Annotated in this window: 19 protein-coding genes; 10 read left to right on the forward strand and 9 right to left on the reverse strand. The window is 58.3% G+C overall.

What is annotated here, in order from left to right:
- Positions 1 to 200 precede the first annotated feature (200 nt).
- The 4 genes from QA640_RS36945 (at position 201) to QA640_RS36960 (ending at position 2,488) form a co-directional block, all read left to right on the forward strand.
- A complete protein-coding gene (locus tag QA640_RS36945) occupies positions 201 to 455 on the forward strand; it encodes a hypothetical protein (RefSeq protein ID WP_283037683.1) in 255 nt (84 codons plus the stop codon).
- Between the two features lie 80 nt (positions 456 to 535).
- Positions 536 to 1,060: a DUF3990 domain-containing protein gene (locus QA640_RS36950; protein ID WP_283037684.1), complete on the forward strand. Its 525-nt coding sequence runs from the start codon at positions 536 to 538 to the stop codon at positions 1,058 to 1,060.
- Positions 1,057 to 1,728 carry a hypothetical protein gene (locus QA640_RS36955; RefSeq protein WP_283037685.1) on the forward strand — a complete coding sequence of 224 codons (672 nt, stop codon included), beginning with the start codon at positions 1,057 to 1,059 and terminating at the stop codon, positions 1,726 to 1,728. Before QA640_RS36950 ends, QA640_RS36955 begins: the two co-directional genes overlap by 4 nt.
- A gap of 259 nt (positions 1,729 to 1,987) precedes the next feature.
- Complete coding sequence (locus tag QA640_RS36960) at positions 1,988 to 2,488, forward strand: hypothetical protein (RefSeq protein WP_283037686.1); 501 nt, start codon at positions 1,988 to 1,990, stop codon at positions 2,486 to 2,488.
- 298 nt (positions 2,489 to 2,786) lie between these two features.
- Here the strand turns inward: QA640_RS36960 and QA640_RS36965 are convergent, their stop codons facing one another.
- The 9 genes from QA640_RS36965 to bioB all read right to left on the reverse strand — a co-directional run bounded on the left by QA640_RS36965 (position 2,787) and on the right by bioB (position 10,043).
- Positions 2,787 to 3,152, reverse strand: a complete 366-nt coding sequence (locus QA640_RS36965) for a TIGR02391 family protein (protein ID WP_283037687.1) — start codon at positions 3,150 to 3,152, stop codon at positions 2,787 to 2,789.
- Positions 3,153 to 3,698: 546 nt separating this feature from the next.
- A complete protein-coding gene (locus QA640_RS36970; RefSeq protein ID WP_283037688.1) occupies positions 3,699 to 4,574 on the reverse strand; it encodes a nucleotide-binding protein in 876 nt (291 codons plus the stop codon).
- A gap of 56 nt (positions 4,575 to 4,630) precedes the next feature.
- Positions 4,631 to 4,852 (reverse strand): hypothetical protein, encoded by a 222-nt coding sequence (locus tag QA640_RS36975; protein ID WP_283037689.1) that lies wholly within the window; start codon positions 4,850 to 4,852, stop codon positions 4,631 to 4,633.
- 34 nt (positions 4,853 to 4,886) lie between these two features.
- Positions 4,887 to 5,120 carry a hypothetical protein gene (locus QA640_RS36980; RefSeq protein ID WP_283037690.1) on the reverse strand — a complete coding sequence of 78 codons (234 nt, stop codon included), beginning with the start codon at positions 5,118 to 5,120 and terminating at the stop codon, positions 4,887 to 4,889.
- A 319-nt stretch (positions 5,121 to 5,439) separates the two neighbouring features.
- Positions 5,440 to 6,747, reverse strand: coding sequence for an adenosylmethionine--8-amino-7-oxononanoate transaminase (locus QA640_RS36985; RefSeq protein ID WP_283037691.1), 1,308 nt, complete (start codon positions 6,745 to 6,747; stop codon positions 5,440 to 5,442).
- A complete protein-coding gene (gene bioD, locus QA640_RS36990) occupies positions 6,734 to 7,378 on the reverse strand; it encodes a dethiobiotin synthase (RefSeq protein WP_283037692.1) in 645 nt (214 codons plus the stop codon). The genes QA640_RS36985 and bioD overlap by 14 nt, the downstream gene beginning before the upstream one ends.
- Positions 7,375 to 8,529, reverse strand: a complete 1,155-nt coding sequence (locus tag QA640_RS36995; RefSeq protein ID WP_283037693.1) for an 8-amino-7-oxononanoate synthase — start codon at positions 8,527 to 8,529, stop codon at positions 7,375 to 7,377. Before QA640_RS36995 ends, bioD begins: the two co-directional genes overlap by 4 nt.
- Before the next feature lie 81 nt (positions 8,530 to 8,610).
- Positions 8,611 to 8,964 carry an aspartate 1-decarboxylase gene (gene panD, locus QA640_RS37000; RefSeq protein ID WP_283037694.1) on the reverse strand — a complete coding sequence of 118 codons (354 nt, stop codon included), beginning with the start codon at positions 8,962 to 8,964 and terminating at the stop codon, positions 8,611 to 8,613.
- Complete coding sequence (gene bioB, locus QA640_RS37005) at positions 8,946 to 10,043, reverse strand: biotin synthase BioB (RefSeq protein WP_283037695.1); 1,098 nt, start codon at positions 10,041 to 10,043, stop codon at positions 8,946 to 8,948. The genes panD and bioB overlap by 19 nt, the downstream gene beginning before the upstream one ends.
- An 83-nt stretch (positions 10,044 to 10,126) precedes the next feature.
- Here bioB and QA640_RS37010 point away from each other — a divergent pair, with 83 nt between their 5' ends.
- The 6 genes from QA640_RS37010 (at position 10,127) to QA640_RS37035 (ending at position 16,269) form a co-directional block, all read left to right on the forward strand.
- Positions 10,127 to 10,756 (forward strand): GntR family transcriptional regulator, encoded by a 630-nt coding sequence (locus tag QA640_RS37010; RefSeq protein ID WP_283037696.1) that lies wholly within the window; start codon positions 10,127 to 10,129, stop codon positions 10,754 to 10,756.
- 157 nt (positions 10,757 to 10,913) lie between these two features.
- Positions 10,914 to 11,249 (forward strand): Dabb family protein, encoded by a 336-nt coding sequence (locus tag QA640_RS37015; RefSeq protein WP_283037697.1) that lies wholly within the window; start codon positions 10,914 to 10,916, stop codon positions 11,247 to 11,249.
- An 87-nt stretch (positions 11,250 to 11,336) separates the two neighbouring features.
- Positions 11,337 to 12,746, forward strand: a complete 1,410-nt coding sequence (gene pabB / locus QA640_RS37020; protein WP_283037698.1) for an aminodeoxychorismate synthase component I — start codon at positions 11,337 to 11,339, stop codon at positions 12,744 to 12,746.
- Complete coding sequence (locus QA640_RS37025; RefSeq protein ID WP_283037699.1) at positions 12,743 to 13,327, forward strand: aminodeoxychorismate/anthranilate synthase component II; 585 nt, start codon at positions 12,743 to 12,745, stop codon at positions 13,325 to 13,327. The genes pabB and QA640_RS37025 overlap by 4 nt, the downstream gene beginning before the upstream one ends.
- Before the next feature lie 375 nt (positions 13,328 to 13,702).
- Positions 13,703 to 15,025 (forward strand): SidA/IucD/PvdA family monooxygenase, encoded by a 1,323-nt coding sequence (locus QA640_RS37030; protein WP_283037700.1) that lies wholly within the window; start codon positions 13,703 to 13,705, stop codon positions 15,023 to 15,025.
- Positions 15,022 to 16,269 (forward strand): MFS transporter, encoded by a 1,248-nt coding sequence (locus tag QA640_RS37035; protein ID WP_283037701.1) that lies wholly within the window; start codon positions 15,022 to 15,024, stop codon positions 16,267 to 16,269. The genes QA640_RS37030 and QA640_RS37035 overlap by 4 nt, the downstream gene beginning before the upstream one ends.
- The last annotated feature ends 20 nt before the right edge of the window (positions 16,270 to 16,289 follow it).

Below are 16,289 nucleotides of genomic sequence, written 5' to 3' on the forward strand. Positions count from 1 at the left end.
CGTTCAGCGCAGCATGACCGGGGCAACTTCGATGCTTCGATGGGGGCGATCAAAGAAGGTGGGTCCGTCTTTCTGTCAAAGAGGCTATAGGGAAGCTCTTCAAACCTTCGGCGCTGCTGTCAGCTCTCGACAGGCTGCTTCCATGGTACCTGAACGAGACGGTTAAGGGGCGACTTGTCTATCCGGCGTGTGTCCGTACGATGTGCCGTTCACCGAAGTCCCGCGCGGGCTGTCACTTCGCCGCCGCCATCGGCCTGCGGTCGTCGCTCGAAGGCTTCATGCCGACGATCCCGGACTGGGCCAATGATCAGCACACCCTCGTCGGAAAGAAGCTGGGGCGCGGTCTCCACTTCCGCACGGAGAGCCCAAAGCTGGTACCGCCGCCGACAGCCGCCGCCCCCTACGAGGACGAAGCCTACCGGCTGTGGGCGATCCGACAGCGGAGTAGACCGTGAGCTTGCACAGCCTTATTCCGCAATTCTAGGATGTCCCCGGCAGACTTTGGGGGTGGGGCTTGGGGTGGATAAATGACGACATGGTGCTGTACCATGGCTGCAGTGACCAATCGCTTTTTCCGATCAATCAGCAGGGAATTGTTGTCGATGGTGGACCGCACAACATTTCGCACGCTGCGGGAGCATTGCGGCCCGACTTCGGGCCGGGTTTCTATACGACTACTTGGCTTCATCAGGCCAAGAATTGGGCCAACCTCCGCGTTTTCAAAACGCGCGGGCGGCATCCCGGCGCGAAGGCTGTAGTCTTGACTATGCGCCTTGCGCGAAACCGCTTCGCAAATCTTCAATCGCTTATTTTTCCAAGCGACCGCGATAACTTCTACTCCTTCGTTGCATACTGTCGCGACGGCGGGGACCCGCATGCCCACCTTGCATATCGCAGTGGCCCTTACGACGTAGTGGCAGGTCCCGTAACGGTAGCGAGGCAGACCTTAGTCATAGGTCAAGCCGATCAAGTATCGTTTCACACGGCCGATGGCACAGATGCGATTTCAGGGGTAAAAGTTCTTGAGGTCGGCAATCCAACTTTTGACGTGTCACAATGACGTCACTCGATCCAAATCGGGCAGAAGAGCTCGCAGCTTTTGAAGCGCGCTATTGGCCGGTTCTACAAATTACCCTGCGGCGCGTTTTCGACGCCGATCCTCGCATTGCGGACCGCTACCGGCGCGGTTTGATAGAGGCTCCGCCGTTGCAGCGCGCGCTCGCGCTTCACGATGACCCGCTCGACGTCGCGGCCACGCTGACGGGAAAATCCCTGACAGCTGATCGTATTGCTTTGTACGATGACGTGATTTCTTCATTGGCCGACGCTAGAAGGCTCGTCCCAGAAACTCGCGCCACCAAAGTCGCGGAACCCGGAGATATTCTCTCTTCCGCACGCCGCGACGAGGACGCCCCTATGGTCACCGTGATCACGCTGAACAAGTTCTTGGGAGAACTCGGCTATCATCGGCTCACCATTGGCGGCGGTGTTGCGTTTTTTCTGCTTGAGAGGAAGGCTTGGAAGCGGCCGCTACCTAAACGGCTGTATATGGAGACACTTCCCGGGTTGACCGGAGACCGAGAAGAGGTCTACGGGCTCGACCGAATTTTGAATGTGCTAAAAGGATTACAAGAGTTCGCGCGGCGACGGAAGCCAGACAGCAGCATCATTACTCGCATTGAGAAAATTAAGGCGCGTTTGCTGCGAACGCTTACGCCGCGTCGATAAGGTTTGCGGCCTCCCGCGCTCCGTTTTGTGCTGGCTCGCATAAAATTAAACGCGAAATGCGCGATGGCAAATATCCTCAACGGTCGAGGTCGCGCGGTCGCCCCCGCACGAGCCCCGGCCCGGGGGCCGGGTATCAAAGTGAACTTGAAGGGCTACGCGGACCTCGCTACCTTGCATAAGGTCATCGTAAATGATTTCTTCGACGCGAGATCGATGTCCCCGCTTTGCCAGAAGCGGGAACCGATAGTGAGGAGTGAGTATGATGGAGCCGGAGGAGTGGCAACACTTTTGGGGTGAGTTGGACTTTGGTGGCCGGTTGAATTTCTTGAGCACCACCGAGCTAGTGCGTGCACAGCAGGAGGGCAAGTGGAGTGAGACACGCGCCATGGTGATGGCAGCCCTGGATCATGCGATTGCGCTCTTGAGCGCAGGCGAAAGCATTGAGCTGCTGGGTGCAAAGGTAGAAGGTCTGCACTATGGTCGCGAGCTGATGTCTGCGATCAAAGAGGAGGAAAATGGAAAAAAAGATTGGACGGATCGCGAGCCGAGAGCCAAGAGCCGTCGTGTGTTGCGAGCTGAGATGGTCGCAACGCTCAACAAGTATAAAACGTTCTTGAACGATAGTGCGGTGGATGGACCGCCCAAGCCGCGGCTCGTCGAGCGCTCACCAGAGGAGATGCAGAAGTCGGCAGATGCGATCCGGAAGACGCTCGATGACTTTGCTGCTGGTAAGATCGGCAACGACCCGTGGAAACGATGAAGCTACAGTTTTGGCTTGCCGACACACAGCGCTGCATCAAGTCAATCAACCGCTGCGCGCCAGCGTCACTACGGCACGACGGGGATACGCGGCAATCGTCGGGCGCTAGCGGAAGGCCGTACGAAGGCCTACAACGCCCGGCGGCAGGGCACCGGCCAAGCCACGCCAGCGCCGACTGTGAAACTAGGGCCTATCGGGCCCCGGCGCGTTTCCGACGGACTTTCCGCTCATCCAGCGCAGGTCGAAAATACCTTTACTTTCCGGGCTTTCCGCCGTTTTCAACACACCGAAAATATGGCTAGACATCAAGTCGCGTGGTCAATGCGATAGTTTCAGAGCGGGCATCGACGATCCTCAGCAGATGGTTGGCTACCAGGATAATTTCCGCGGCTTCATCCGGATCGTCGAGCGCAACATTTCGATGCGAGTGAGGGTTTTTGTAGGACCCTATCGCGCCGGCGAAGAGGCTAGAACGTGCCTCGCGCTCCGCTTTCTCGGTTGCTTTGTCTGTGAGTGGACCATTCTCAGGATCAAAGGCCTTGCGCATGAGCCAGACGCCGATGTCTTTGTCGCTCAAGCTTGCAGCATTCCTGACGCTGACTTCGACGGCCTTCATAGCTTCGAAAACCGCAGTGTCGTACTTGCCGCGATGATAAAGAATCAAACGTCTTCGCGGATTTTTGGATGCAGTAAATCCTTCGGAAGGCGCTGCGCGCTCAGCGCGCGGCGTGGGTCTGCTTCTTCGGCGAGTTGAGCGGCGCCGAGTAAGCACCCGCGGCCCCGCCGTTCGATCGACGTAAGCAGGGTCAGGAAGAAGCAGTCCTTGCCCTTCCAACCACGCCCATGCCTCTCGAATGGCTTCCTTTATCTCTGCCCGGCGGAAGGGCGGATAGGGTCCGGTGTTGGGCGTTCGGGGATGGCCAATTACAGTGTTTGTGAAGGCCTAGCTCAATCTGCCGTTGGTGAGACGGCATGCTGCGGAGCACTTGAAGAATGCGAAGTCCTAGTTCATCCGGATCGAGCGCCAACAGGACCTCGTGCGTTCGTTTAGAACATCGCCAGGCGAGGCAATCATAATAGGGATGACGGTCGCTGTGTATGCCATCTACTGACCCTCTCGGTATCCTTTATTGTCCACCGACGGCTACTTGTGAAGGATCGTCCAAACCCAGCCCGATCACGCTAGCCGCGGCGACGTGGCGCCAGCTGGTTAGGCGAGAGCCTTCCCCCAATCGAGATTTGAGTAGCCCGCAGTTTGCAGCTCACGAAGCAGCTCAGCCTTCCAAGCGCCGCGATCGTCCATGTCCGTGTAGCCAATACCAGCGAAATCTGAGGGCATCTCGATATCTCCCTTTTTGAGGGCGCAGACGCGCTTGCGGCCCAGACGCCCCGCGAACCAAAACAATTCCCCGATTACGTTCTGTCGCGCGCGCGGCCGAAGGTTATCGGGGTCGAGGCCGCCGACGTCGTCCGGCGTCAAAACCACCACCGCGAAACCCGCAGCGCCGCCATGCGCTTCGAACTTTTCGATTATCGTGCGGCCTTCGTTAGGCTGTCGGTGCAAGACAATCGGCTTTAGACCAGCGCGCTCGATGAGGAGTTCAACTTCGTGCTTGGCTGGTGTGTCTCGTCCATGAACGATAAAAATCTCGTCGTTTGAGATCGCCGCGTTTTGTCGTGGCTGAGGCGGCGTAACCGCTTCTTCCTCGATCTCCACCAAATCTTCTTCGAGCGAGCGAACGGCCTCCCGGAGTAGCGCGAGCGCGTCTGCTTTCCCCTCGGTCAACCATTGGTGAATTTTGTAAAGCGGATCGGACCCGCCGCCCAAGATAAGGGCGCCACGATCGAGATTGGCCGCGGCGCTGAAGCGACGCCCGCGTGATGAATTGTGTCCAAAAACAGCATCGATCGTGTCTGCGATCGCCGCCTCGAGGGCTTTCGTTTCCGGAGCCCATCGCTCTTTGACGCTTTCGGGTTGGAACGTTTCAAGTTCGGAAATGCGCCGCTGAATTCTGTCAATTCCCTGGCGCAGCTGTTGAACTATCTTAGGCGTGGGCAGTGGAGCGGATGGAGACTTGCGGGTCATAGCGGCGAGGGTTCAACAGAAAGGGCGGGATGTTTCATGGGGAAAGCGGTCAGACTTCATCGTGCGACCACTGCGCAGCCGCGCTTCAGCGCGGCCTCGAAGACTTGCTTCAGCTTGGGGTCCGTGAGGATTGCATCCCCGGGCAGGAAGTCGCCCACGATGTGCCACTCGAAGCCGCTGCTCGGCTCGGGGAGCTTCGCCGGATCAAGCACGTACGCGGCGCGGCCGGGCCCCTCCCCGAAGGCGCCTCGTTCGACGAATTTCTGTAGCCGGTTCATTCTGTCCCCTTTAGGCGTTCAGCGGATAGCTGGATCATGGTTGTTCTGATGCCATGGGCCGCTCGGCGAGAAACTTCAGGGCGATCGGCTCGACGTCTTCGCGCCAGTACTCGTCGCCGTTCGGAAGGACGCTTCCCAACATGCCGGCAGAATAGTTGGCCGGCACCGGCCGGCCGGGGTACGCCGTCCAGCGGGCGTTGGTCGGCGCGTGGATGACCTCGTTTTCCTCAACCCTAAACAGGTCTTCTGTGACCCGTGTGCGCGTCATGAGTTGCCCCGGTTGTGCGGGTCGACAGTACACGCGCCACATCGGCCGTGCATGCTCCCGTTGCCGTTTTCCACGTCAAACTCCAGGAGGGATTCGCACGGGAGTTGAACACGGTGGGCAGAGCGTCGGTCGTCCAAAAATCTTCCGGTGCTGACACCGTGCTTACACGGCGACGACAACAAAACGGGCCTCGAAAGGAACGCAATTTAATGCACTGATTTATCTTCTGAATTTGGTCCGAGGGAGAGGATTTGAACCGACCCCAGTCTCCCCGGTTAGGGTTCGGGGAATCGCGATCATCGCAACACCACCGAGAAAGTTAACAAACGCTCACTCCCAGCTTCTCAGCCCGCAGAGTGTCCTTTCCAGCCAGCGCATTGGCTGCATCCCAGATGCCAGCATAGATTTCATCAAGGTCTGCCGCTGTTGCGCAGTACGGTGGCATCACGTAGATCGTATTGCCGAGCGGCCGAAGCAGCAGATTTCGATTGTTAAAGAAGGCCTGGAGCTTCGGACCTATGTCCGCCAGATAGCCGCAATCGCTCGTCTTCAGATCGAGCGCTGTAATCGTGCCGGTTCGACGAACGTTTCCGAAGCGTGCATCGGCCCGGAATGGCTCAATCGCCTGTTCTTGCATCACGGCGATCGCCGCCACGTGTTGGCGAGTATTGGGATCTTGCCAGAGCTCCAGATTGGCTCTTGCGGCGGCGCAGGCCACGGGATTTGCAGTATATGAGCTCGAATGAAAGAATGTGCGCGTCCGATCTTTCGAATAGTGGGCATCGAAAATATCCGCCCGACAGAGTGTTACGGCGAGGGGAAGAGCTCCTCCCGTAATGCCCTTGGAATAGCAGACGATATCTGGTGTGATGTTGGCCTGCTCGCACGCGAACACTGTGCCCGTCCGACCCCAGCCGGTCATGACCTCATCGGCAATGAACAGGACGCTAGAAGCCTCGCAGATCCGCTTCATTTCCTTAAGCACCCAGGCTGGGTACATCAGCATTCCGCCTGCCCCTAATATCAGAGGCTCCGCAATGAAGGCCGCTGGAATTTCGTTTCGACATGCCAACTCTAGGGCGTCCAGCGTGTCCTGCTCACGACCTGTTGCGGGAAACGGGACTGAGGTGACGTCGAACAGTAGGGGTCCGTACGCCTCGTTGAAGACGCCGCGCGCACCCACCGACATCCCGCCTATCGTGTCGCCGTGATAGGAATGTTGCATCACAACAATGCGTATTCGCTGCTCGCCTATATTATGCCAATAGCCGAGCGCCATTTTTAACGCGACTTCGACGCTTGCCGAGCCGCTGTCGGAGAAGAAGACATGCTTGAGCCCCGGGGGCGCGAATTTTAGGAGCTGCGCGGCAACTTCCTCCGCAGGATCGTGGGTATGCCCGGCAAAGATGATCTGATTGAGCTTACCTGCCTGTTCCTGAATCGCGCGCACGATATGGGGATGGCAGTGACCATGCGTCACCACCCACCAAGATGAGATTGCATCGATGATACGGCGACCATCCGCGGTGTGGAGATAGGCGCCATCGCCCCGAACAACCCGCGTCATCTCGTCTTGAAGAGCGTGTTGCGTGAACGGATGCCAGATCGGAGACTTATTCTTTGGCATACAACTTGAAACTATCTGCACGGAATGAGGCTTTGAACGCTGCTTGCAGCGTGTCCGCGGTGAGGTCAGAGAGCCATGGCAATCGTCCCAGCCAACGCACCCGCCCCATTTCTCGGATGACGGTCTGAGTCTCGGCATTTCTTTCGCCAATGAAGGCAATCCCGAGAATGGGGATATCACGCTTTCGGAGAGCCTCTATCGACAGCAGCGAGTGATTGATGGTGCCAAGCTTTGTGCTCGCGCAAAGCACGACTGGAAGCCGCCACCGCTCGAACACATCGATGTAAAGTGTGTCGCCGCTCAGCGGCACCATCAGCCCGCCCGCGCCCTCTATAACCAATGGCCGTCCCCCAGTATCCGGCAAATCGAGCGAATCTGCCTCGAGGCGAACTCCGTCAAGCTCTGCGGCATAATGGGGCGAGGCGGGCGCTCGAAGACGGTAGCGCTCTTGCAAGATTCGGTCGGCTGAGAGGCGGCCCAGCCGCGCGACGGTCTCGGTATCGGTCTCTCCATCGAGGCCGGCCTGAATGGGCTTCCAATACTTTGCGCCGAGGAGGTTCGCGAGCCCCGACGAAAACACGGTCTTTCCGATTCCGGTATCCGTGCCCGTTACCACGATCCTTCGACTCATCGAAGTATACCTTCCGTCTCCTCGACGAGGGCATCGAGCATTGCACGCACGTCAGCTTCCACGACGTTAAGTGTCAGCGAGATTCGCAAACGGGCCGTGCCCGCCGGCACGGTTGGAGGGCGGATTCCGCGGATGTCGAAGCCGCGCGCCTGCAGCGCAGAAGCGAGCCGCATCGCACGCGCGTTGTCGCCTACGATGTAGGGTATGATCTGCGAGTTCGAGAAACTTTTCCAACCGAGGTTCTTCAGCTGTCGATGCGTGAACGCGACCAGCTCGATGAGACGCTGCTGACGTTCGGGTTCTTGCTGCAGGATCAGCATCGCTTCTCGCACGGCAACGGCGATCAACGGCGAGGGGGCGGTGGCGAAGATAAAGGGGCGACACCGATTGACCATAAAGTCTCGCAGGACGCCGGACGCAGTGACGAGCGCACCCGCAGCGCCCAGCGCCTTGCCGCAGGTGTGAACGACCAGCAGATTTTCTCGCCCCTCATAAGGTGCGGTGAGCCCCCGTCCATTTTCACCGTAAACGCCTGTGGCATGAGCTTCATCCACCATCAGGAACGCATCATGCCGGTCGGCGAGCGCAACCAGTTCGTTGAGCGGTGCAAAATCGCCGTCCATGCTATAAAGGCTTTCGGTCACGATCCAGACACGCCCAACTCCGCCCTTTGTCCGCCAGTCACGAATCGTGCTTGCAACCGCCTCTGGGTCGTTATGTGCGCTCATCCGAAAGTCAGCGCGGCCGGCTCGCGCGCCTTCATGGATGCTCGCGTGCACCAGAGAATCGAGAACGAGCAGATCGCCCTTCTGCGGCACCGTCGTCAGGACCGCAAAATTTGCGACATAACCGCTGCCAAAAAAGAGCGCTGTCTCGGCACCAAAGAACCGGGCAGCTTCAGCTTCCAGACGTTCGTGCTCCTCGCAATTGCCGCGCAGGAGCCGCGACCCGCCGGCCCCGATCGGTGTGCCGGCCTCGATCGCGGCCAAGATAGCCTTCTTCATGCGCGGCGCGCTCGCGAGCGCCAGATAGTCGTTCGACGTGAAATCGATCCCCGCACGCGGATTGAGACTGCGCAACCGGTGGTCCTCTTTCAGGACATTCAACGCCGAGGCATATGGGGCAGCTTTTCCCGCGTGGACTGGATTCATTGTGGCACCTGAGGGCATTGAAATTGTGCAAAATTCTGGGCGGTCGCGCAGAAAAGCGGCTTCGGTTGGCAGCTATCGCGATCAAACCGGCAATATTCGATTTTCTCGATCGACCCGCACAACACGTGGTCTGAATGTCTTGGCTTCCGCCTCAGCAAGTAAGGCGTATGAAAGGATGCTAATTTTGTCTCCGGGTAGCGCTAGTCGCGCAGCCGCACCGTTCAAGTTGATAGTCCCCGAGCCGCGCGGCGCCTCAGTGACATAGGTGGCGAACTGGGCGCCGGTTTCGACGTTGTGAATTTCGACCCGTTCGTTGACCAGGAATCCCGCCGCGTCCAATAGCGCACGATCAATTGAGATTGAGCCTTCATAGTGCAGATCGGCTTCGGTCACCGATGCGCAGTGGATTTTGCCTTTCAACAAGGTAATCTGCATTTCTCAACCGTATCTTGGAGGTCTGCACGCCCTTCGCTTGCTGCCTCTTTTTGGCTAGCAAGGGCAGACGTGATGCCGAGCTTGGTTAGCAATCTGGCGTCGCGGTCGGCTGTCGGATTTTTTGTCGTGAGCAGCACGTCCCCGATGAAAATTGAATTCGCTCCGGCCAGAAAGCACAGCGCGTGCAATTCGTCAGTAATGTCACGCCGTCCGGCTGACAACCGAATCACGCTTCTGGGCATCATGATCCGGGCGGTTGCGACCAGACGCACCAACGCGATCGGATCGGGAGCCTGCGCGGTATTAACGACAGGAACCCCCTTGACCTCGTTCCAAAGATTGATCGGCACACTTTCGGGAGGCTTTGGGAGATTGGCGAGCAGGACGAGCATGTCGAGTCGATCTTGAACCCCCTCCCCCATGCCGATAATGCCGCCGCAGCAGACCTTGATGCCCGCCTCGCGCACGTGCTCAAGCGTGTCAATTCGGTCCTGCAGCGAGCGGGTGGTAATGATGTTGCCGTAAAACTCAGGCGAGGTGTCCACGTTGTGATTGTAGAAGTCGAGCCCCGCCACGGAAAGCCGCGCCGCCTGTTTCGGCGTCAGCATGCCGAGCGTGACGCAGGTTTCCATGCCAAGATCTTTGACGGCGCTAACCATCTCGCAGACCCGATCGAGATCGCGGTCCTTTGGGCTTCGCCAAGCTGCAGCCATGCAGAAGCGGGTCGCGCCTGCCTCCTTGGCGCGCTGCGCGGCAGTGACGACGTCGCTGCAATCCATCAGGCGGGTCGCTTTAACCCCTGTCTGGTAGTGCGCGCTCTGCGCGCAGTAGCCGCAGTCTTCCGGGCAGCCCCCCGTCTTGACGCTGAGCAGGCTAGCTGTTTCGACGTGGTTTGGATCGAAGTTGTCGCGGTGAACACTTTGCGCTCGAAACATCAGCTCGGCGAAGGGCAGATCATAGAGCGCTTCGGCCGCGGCACGTTCCCATGTCCCGCCGGCTTGCGCGAGCTTGCAGCTTCCGTTCCGGTCAACTCCATCACAAGGGTCCATGAGCTCGAATCCATAATCATAGATAATCACGCAAATTATCTATCGTCAGCGACATTGCATCGATGCTAATCGATGCGATATCGGGGCGCACCCATTTTTCCGATAGATAATCTATGATCGAGAACAGGACGACTGCTGGACGCATTGCCGAGTCGATTGGCGAGCGCATTATCAACGGCGCACTGCAGCCAGACTCCCCGCTGCGCCAGGATCATGTCGCGCGAGAATTCAACTCAAGTCACGTTCCGGTGCGCGAGGCTTTTCGACAACTGGAGGCTCAACATCTCGTCGTGAGTGCACCTCGACGAGGCGTGCGGGTTGCTCCGCTCGATGCGAATTCGGTGAAGGAGATCGCCGAGATGCGTGCTGCGCTAGAGGTGGTCGCGCTGCGCAATGCAGCTCCAAAACTCTCATCGGTCCACATGGCACGCATTGAACTTGCCCTGATTGAAGGAGACAATGCCCAGACGATTGAGGATTTTGAGATGGCCAATCGGGCCTTTCACTACGCCCTGGTTGCGCCCTGTGCGATGCCGCGCCTGCTTGCAAGCCTCGATGAGCTTCAGCTTGCCAATTCTCGGCTGGTCTTCGCGATGGCGCGAACGGCCGGCTGGCGCCCACGGTCCAACCAAGATCACCGTCTGATTTTGCAGGCCCTACGAAGCCGCAACCTTGACCAAGCCTGTAACCTGCTCGCGCGTCACATTCAAACCATCGAGCGCCTGGCCCTTCAGACCTCCTGATTAAGAAGCGCCACTCCCGAGCTGAGTTGCAAAGTTGGTGGGCACAACAGCGCGAATTATCGATCATCAACCAGCGATGCAGCAGAGTTGTGTTGCGGAAGCCGCGATCCCAAGCTAGTTAGGCGCGCCATCTCTCATAGCACGCCTAGAGTGATCCATGATCCGTCATATTGTTTTGTTCACTGCCAAGGATGAGGCGCATATCGACCGGATCATCGAAGGCCTATCGGTTCTGACGACCATCCCGCATGCAAGCCGGCTGGAGGTTGCTCGCAACCGCAAGAGCGACCAGCTCGGCAACGACATCGACGTCATTGTCTATGGCGAGTTCGAGAGCGAGGCGAAACTGGCAGCTTACAAGGCGCATGAGCTGTACCAGGAATCGATCAGGCGGGTACGTCCGCTCCGGGAGCTACGGTTCGCAGCAGACTACGATGTATCGACGGATGTGCGGTTCCTCACTCATCGCGCCGTATCCAAGGGCGGGGGCTAAACTGAGCCTCAGTTCCTCGAGCCTACAGGCTCCTATCCTCGATCTCTTGGCGGGCTATCCTCGCCAGCATGCGGACGCTATTCCCTGATGACTGATTGCCCGATCCACATCCGCGAACTGCCATGGACGACTCCTGTCGTGGCAATGCGGCGCCTCGCCGATCGAGCTCATCTTACGTTCCTTGATAGCGCAGCAAGCCAGGAGCCGCTGGGGCGTTACTCATATCTCGCCTGTGACCCCTTCGGCACTTATATGGTCGAGGATGGACGGGCGAGTTGGAACGGACAAAAACTTGGCGATGACCCATGGGGAGCCCTTCGCACGCTGCTTGCTAGGTATCCGCAAGAGCACCGCCCTGGTCTGCCGCCATTTCAGGGCGGAGCAGCCGGGGTCTTTGGGTACGATCTGAACAGGACATTGGAGCGATTGCCGGTGCCGGCAGCCTCCGGACACCGCTTACCTCAAGCAACCCTGCATTTCTATGACGTAGTCGTCAGCTACGATCACCGCGAGAACAGATGCTGTATCGTTTCGACAGGCTGGCCGGAGCAGGATCCCGCGCGCCGAGCCGTGCGTGCCCGCGGTCGGGCCAATGAGTTTGCAGCTCTCCTTGCCACCCCAAACTTGGCGAGGAATGACGCCTGCGGCACGGTCGGACCATGGCACTCTAACTTTAGCCGCGCGGGCTACATTGCGGCGGTACGGCGCGTGATCGACCTGATTCTGGCTGGAGACGTCTTTCAAGTCAATATTGCGCAGCGTTTCAGCGCCCGGCTACCGACCTCATTTGATCCGGTCGCCTTCTACTGCCAACTGCGGTCATTGAACCCCGCACCGTTCGCAGCGCTGCTGCGTCATGGCAATCTCACAATTGCATCAAGCTCGCCGGAGCGCTTCCTGAAGCTCGACGGACGAGTCGTCGAAACACGCCCCATCAAAGGCACGGGCGTGCGCTCCACTGAGCCCATGGAAGATCAGCGCCAGGCTCAACTCCTGGTCACATCCGACAAAGATCGCGCCGAGAACATCATGATCGTCGACCTCCTGCGGAGTGATCTGTCACGTGTATGCACCCCAGATTCAGTTGATGTTCCTGCGCTGTGCAATCTCGAATCCTACGCTTCTGTGCACCACCTCGTATCAGTTGTTACGGGCGATCTAGAAAAGAGCCATGACGCCATCGCACTTCTTCAAGCCTGTTTTCCAGGCGGCTCCATTACCGGGGCGCCGAAGGTGAGAGCGATGGAAATTATTACGGAGATCGAGCGAGTAACGCGAGAGGTGTATTGCGGAGCGATCGGCTTCATCGCCTTTAGCGGCCACATGGATACGAATATTGCGATTCGAACTGTTACGATCGACGACGGCTTGGCTGTGTTTCACGCAGGTGGCGGGATAACGGCGATGTCGGATCCAGCGGCCGAATACGATGAGACACTCGCCAAAGCACAGCGAATGTTTGATGCGTTTGCCGCCAATTCGTCCGGTGCCCCTTGATTGTCGTCATCGACAACTACGACTCCTTCGTCTTCAACATTGCCCGATATTTCCGCCGGCTTGGTGAAGCAACGGAAGTGGTCCGGAACGATGTGATCAGCACCAGCGATATCGTCCGTCTCAAGCCGCGCGCCCTGGTGATCTCCCCAGGTCCCTGCTCCCCGACAGAAGCGGGAACATCTACCTCGATTGTTCGCGAGCTTTCAGGTCGTGTCCCGATTTTAGGCATCTGCCTCGGGCACCAGTGCATCGGGAGTGTTTTCGGTGGAAGGGTGGCACGTGCACGTCGTCCCATGCACGGTCGGTCCTCACATGTCGGGCATGAGGGCAGAGGGCTATTTGAAGGACTCCCTTCTCCTCTTTGTGTGGGGCGCTACCATTCCCTTGTCGTTGAGCTCGATCCATCAAATGCGTCGCCGCTTATGGTTACCGCGCGTTCGGACGAGGGCGAGATCATGGCTCTTGCGCACCGCGATCAACCGACCTTCGGGGTGCAGTTCCATCCCGAATCGATACTGACCCCACAAGGAGACGCTCTGCTAAAAAACTTTTTGCGATTGGCAGAGAACTTTCGAGCATGAATACGTACGCCTCCACCATCAACAGCGGCATTCCCGACGCTTCAAGTCGTCGCACACGGTTTTCCGTCGGCAGCCCATCGAGCGCGCTTTCATCTTAGGCGAGGGGAGCTTACGTCGCTCAGGGCACGTCCAGTCTCCACATAACCCACAACCGCGCGATTTACGCCCATCCGCCCATCTTTTCGCTGTCCTTAAGACGGGCTCCAGCACCTTTGCGGTCAGCGAGGAGATGCAACCTTACTCAAAACATCCTCTTAAGTGCGGCGATAAAACGGCTTGTATCTCACGTAGTGTCAGATTGTAGGTTTCCATGTGCAGCAACCGGCCGCCCTCTTCAAGCGGGGACGACCTTACGCAAGTGCAAGAGAAGGCTTCGTGGATACGCTGGATGTCATTGGCGTCGGGATCGGACCGTTCAATCTCAGCCTGGCGGCGCTGATTGAACCGACACCTCTGCGCGCATTGTTCCTGGAGAAGCGCGGCGCATTTTGCTGGCATCCGGGATTGGCGTTGCCCAACAGCCGGTTACAAGTATCGCCATTCAAGGATTGCGTGACTTTGGTTGACCCCACCAGTCCCTATTCATTCCTGAATTACCTCGCAGTAAACGGGCGGCTCTACAATTTCGTCAACAAACGCAACGCGTCGACCTCGCGGCGGGAGTTCACCGACTATTACCGGTGGGTCGCACGACAACTCGGCACGCTCCGCTTCCACGAAGAAGTTTTGGATGTGGCCGCCTTCAGGGACGCCTATCGCGTCAGTACGGGCACAACCACATATCTGGCGCGCGCCGTGGTGATTGCAGTGGGTGTCGAGCCAAAGATCCCCCGGTGCGCCAAGCCCCTCATTTGCGACACGGTCTACCATGCGGCTGACTATCTAGACCGGGGTTCGCCTCGGAGCGACGAGCATGTGCTCGTGGTGGGAGGTGGTCAGAGCGGCGCGGAGATTGTCGAGCACATGCTCAATCGCCCCGATACCACTCGGATTACCTGGATCACGGCGCGCTCAAACCTTTTCGCAATGGACGACACCAGTTTCGTCAACGAGGCCTATATACCCGGTTATAGCCGGCGCTTTCACGCCCTGCCGCTTGCGCGCCGCCGAGCTATCATCGCGCGTGAAAAGCTGACGAGCGATGGCATTTCTGCCGAACTATGCAATCGCCTCTACGACATGTTGTATGAACGAGACGTGGAAGGCGCGCCATCTGAGAGCTTCCATTTGCTCTGCAACGTCACCCTGAAGCACATCAGGCACCTCAACAAGCGCTGGCAAGTAGAACTGAACGGTCTCACCAGGCAGCAGCATCGCCGCATCGTCGTTGATCGCATCGTGCTCGCCACGGGCTTTCAGCCGCGCACCCCCCTGTTTCTACGATCGCTCCTCGGCAGCGCGCACATGGAGAATAACCTGCCCGTGCTGGGGGCGGACTACGCCGTCAGCTTCACCCAGAAAATGCCAGGACCGGTCTATTTGCAGAATCAAAGCCGCCTGCAGCACGGGTTACAGAGTGTAAACCTGTCGCTGGTGGCGTACCGCAACAGCCTCATTATCAACAGCCTCCTCGGACAGCCGTTCTATCTGGATCGATCTGAGCACTCGCTCGACGGATATGAGAGTCCGGACCCTGCAGAGCTGGACGCTGTATCGGAGGCAACGACATCGGCGGAACACATGAGCGCGATCACATGAGCGCGGCACGGTCTTCTATCTTGCGTATTGTCGATGTGCCGCCTGGAGCTGCGGACCGCCTCGCTTGCAGATTGCCCTACCGCGCCTCCGGGCCATTTTTGCTGGCATCGAGTATCATCGCTGCAGCCTATGGCTCGAGCTTCATCTTGCCGGAATATATGGAAATTCTTGGGTTGGAGCGCGAGGTCGCGGGCTTCATTATCTCCAGTGGCATGGTTGCGACGATCGTGTGTTGCTGCCTGGCTGGTCGCCTGGCTCAGCGTGTTGGTATCATGCCGACGATGGTTGCCGCCTCGGTCGTGATGGCGCTGGCGATGGCAGCCTTTGCCGCCGCAGTGTTAGATGCGCGACTAGCCTATGCAGGCGGCATGCTCGTCGGTGTGGGATGGTCCGTGTTGTTCATCCTGTCGCCGCTGCAGATCATCCGCCATCTACGCCCCACGGCCCGTATCCAACATCTGACGATCTTGTCTGGCGCACAAATGGCCGGGCTTGGCCTAGCGGCTCCGCTCGGCCACTTTCTAACGGAATACACGGGCTCAATGGCGATCACGTACGCATTGTTCGCAATCGCCTGCGTCATCGCGGCCATCTGCATAGGCGTAGCACGGCACGCCATGTTGAGGATCCCATCTGTGCCCATGCCTCACATCGAGGTCACCTTGGCCAAGACGATCGCCCTGCTACGACACGCGACGGCCGCGCCGATCCTGATGATCGCGGTTGCGGCCTGCGTTTTCTCAGGGCTCTCGACGTATCAGAGCGCCTATGCGGTATCACGTCACCTCAATCCCGACCTCTTCTTCCTGGTATTCACCGTGACCAGCGTGGCGCTCCGCTTCTCGGTCGCTCATATGCTGGATCGAGTGCCCGTACAGCAGCTTGCGCTCACGCTCATTATCGCGACCGGTGCCTCATTGGCTTTGTTCATGGTCAATCCTGGCAACGAACTGCTCTATATTCTGGCCGCCGCAATCTTCGCCACAGGCTACGGGCTCAGCTATTCCACACTCAACGGAATAGCCGTCAATCTCGCCGGCGAGCATCTCCTCTCCGTACCAGTTGCCTCACAGATCTTCACCTTAGCCTATTTTATCGGATCGTTCGCCTTTCCGGTGCTTGGAGGGCAGATAATCAGAGAATTCGGCATCAATGCGATGTTGCTCACGCTATTGGGTGCGACCGTACTTAACGGAGTATTGGCAACCGCACTCCGCCCAAAGGCAAGAATTGGCTCTCTGTAACATGAGAAAGGAGTTCGCAA

The organism is Bradyrhizobium sp. CB82, assembly GCF_029714405.1.
Taxonomy (GTDB): domain Bacteria; phylum Pseudomonadota; class Alphaproteobacteria; order Rhizobiales; family Xanthobacteraceae; genus Bradyrhizobium.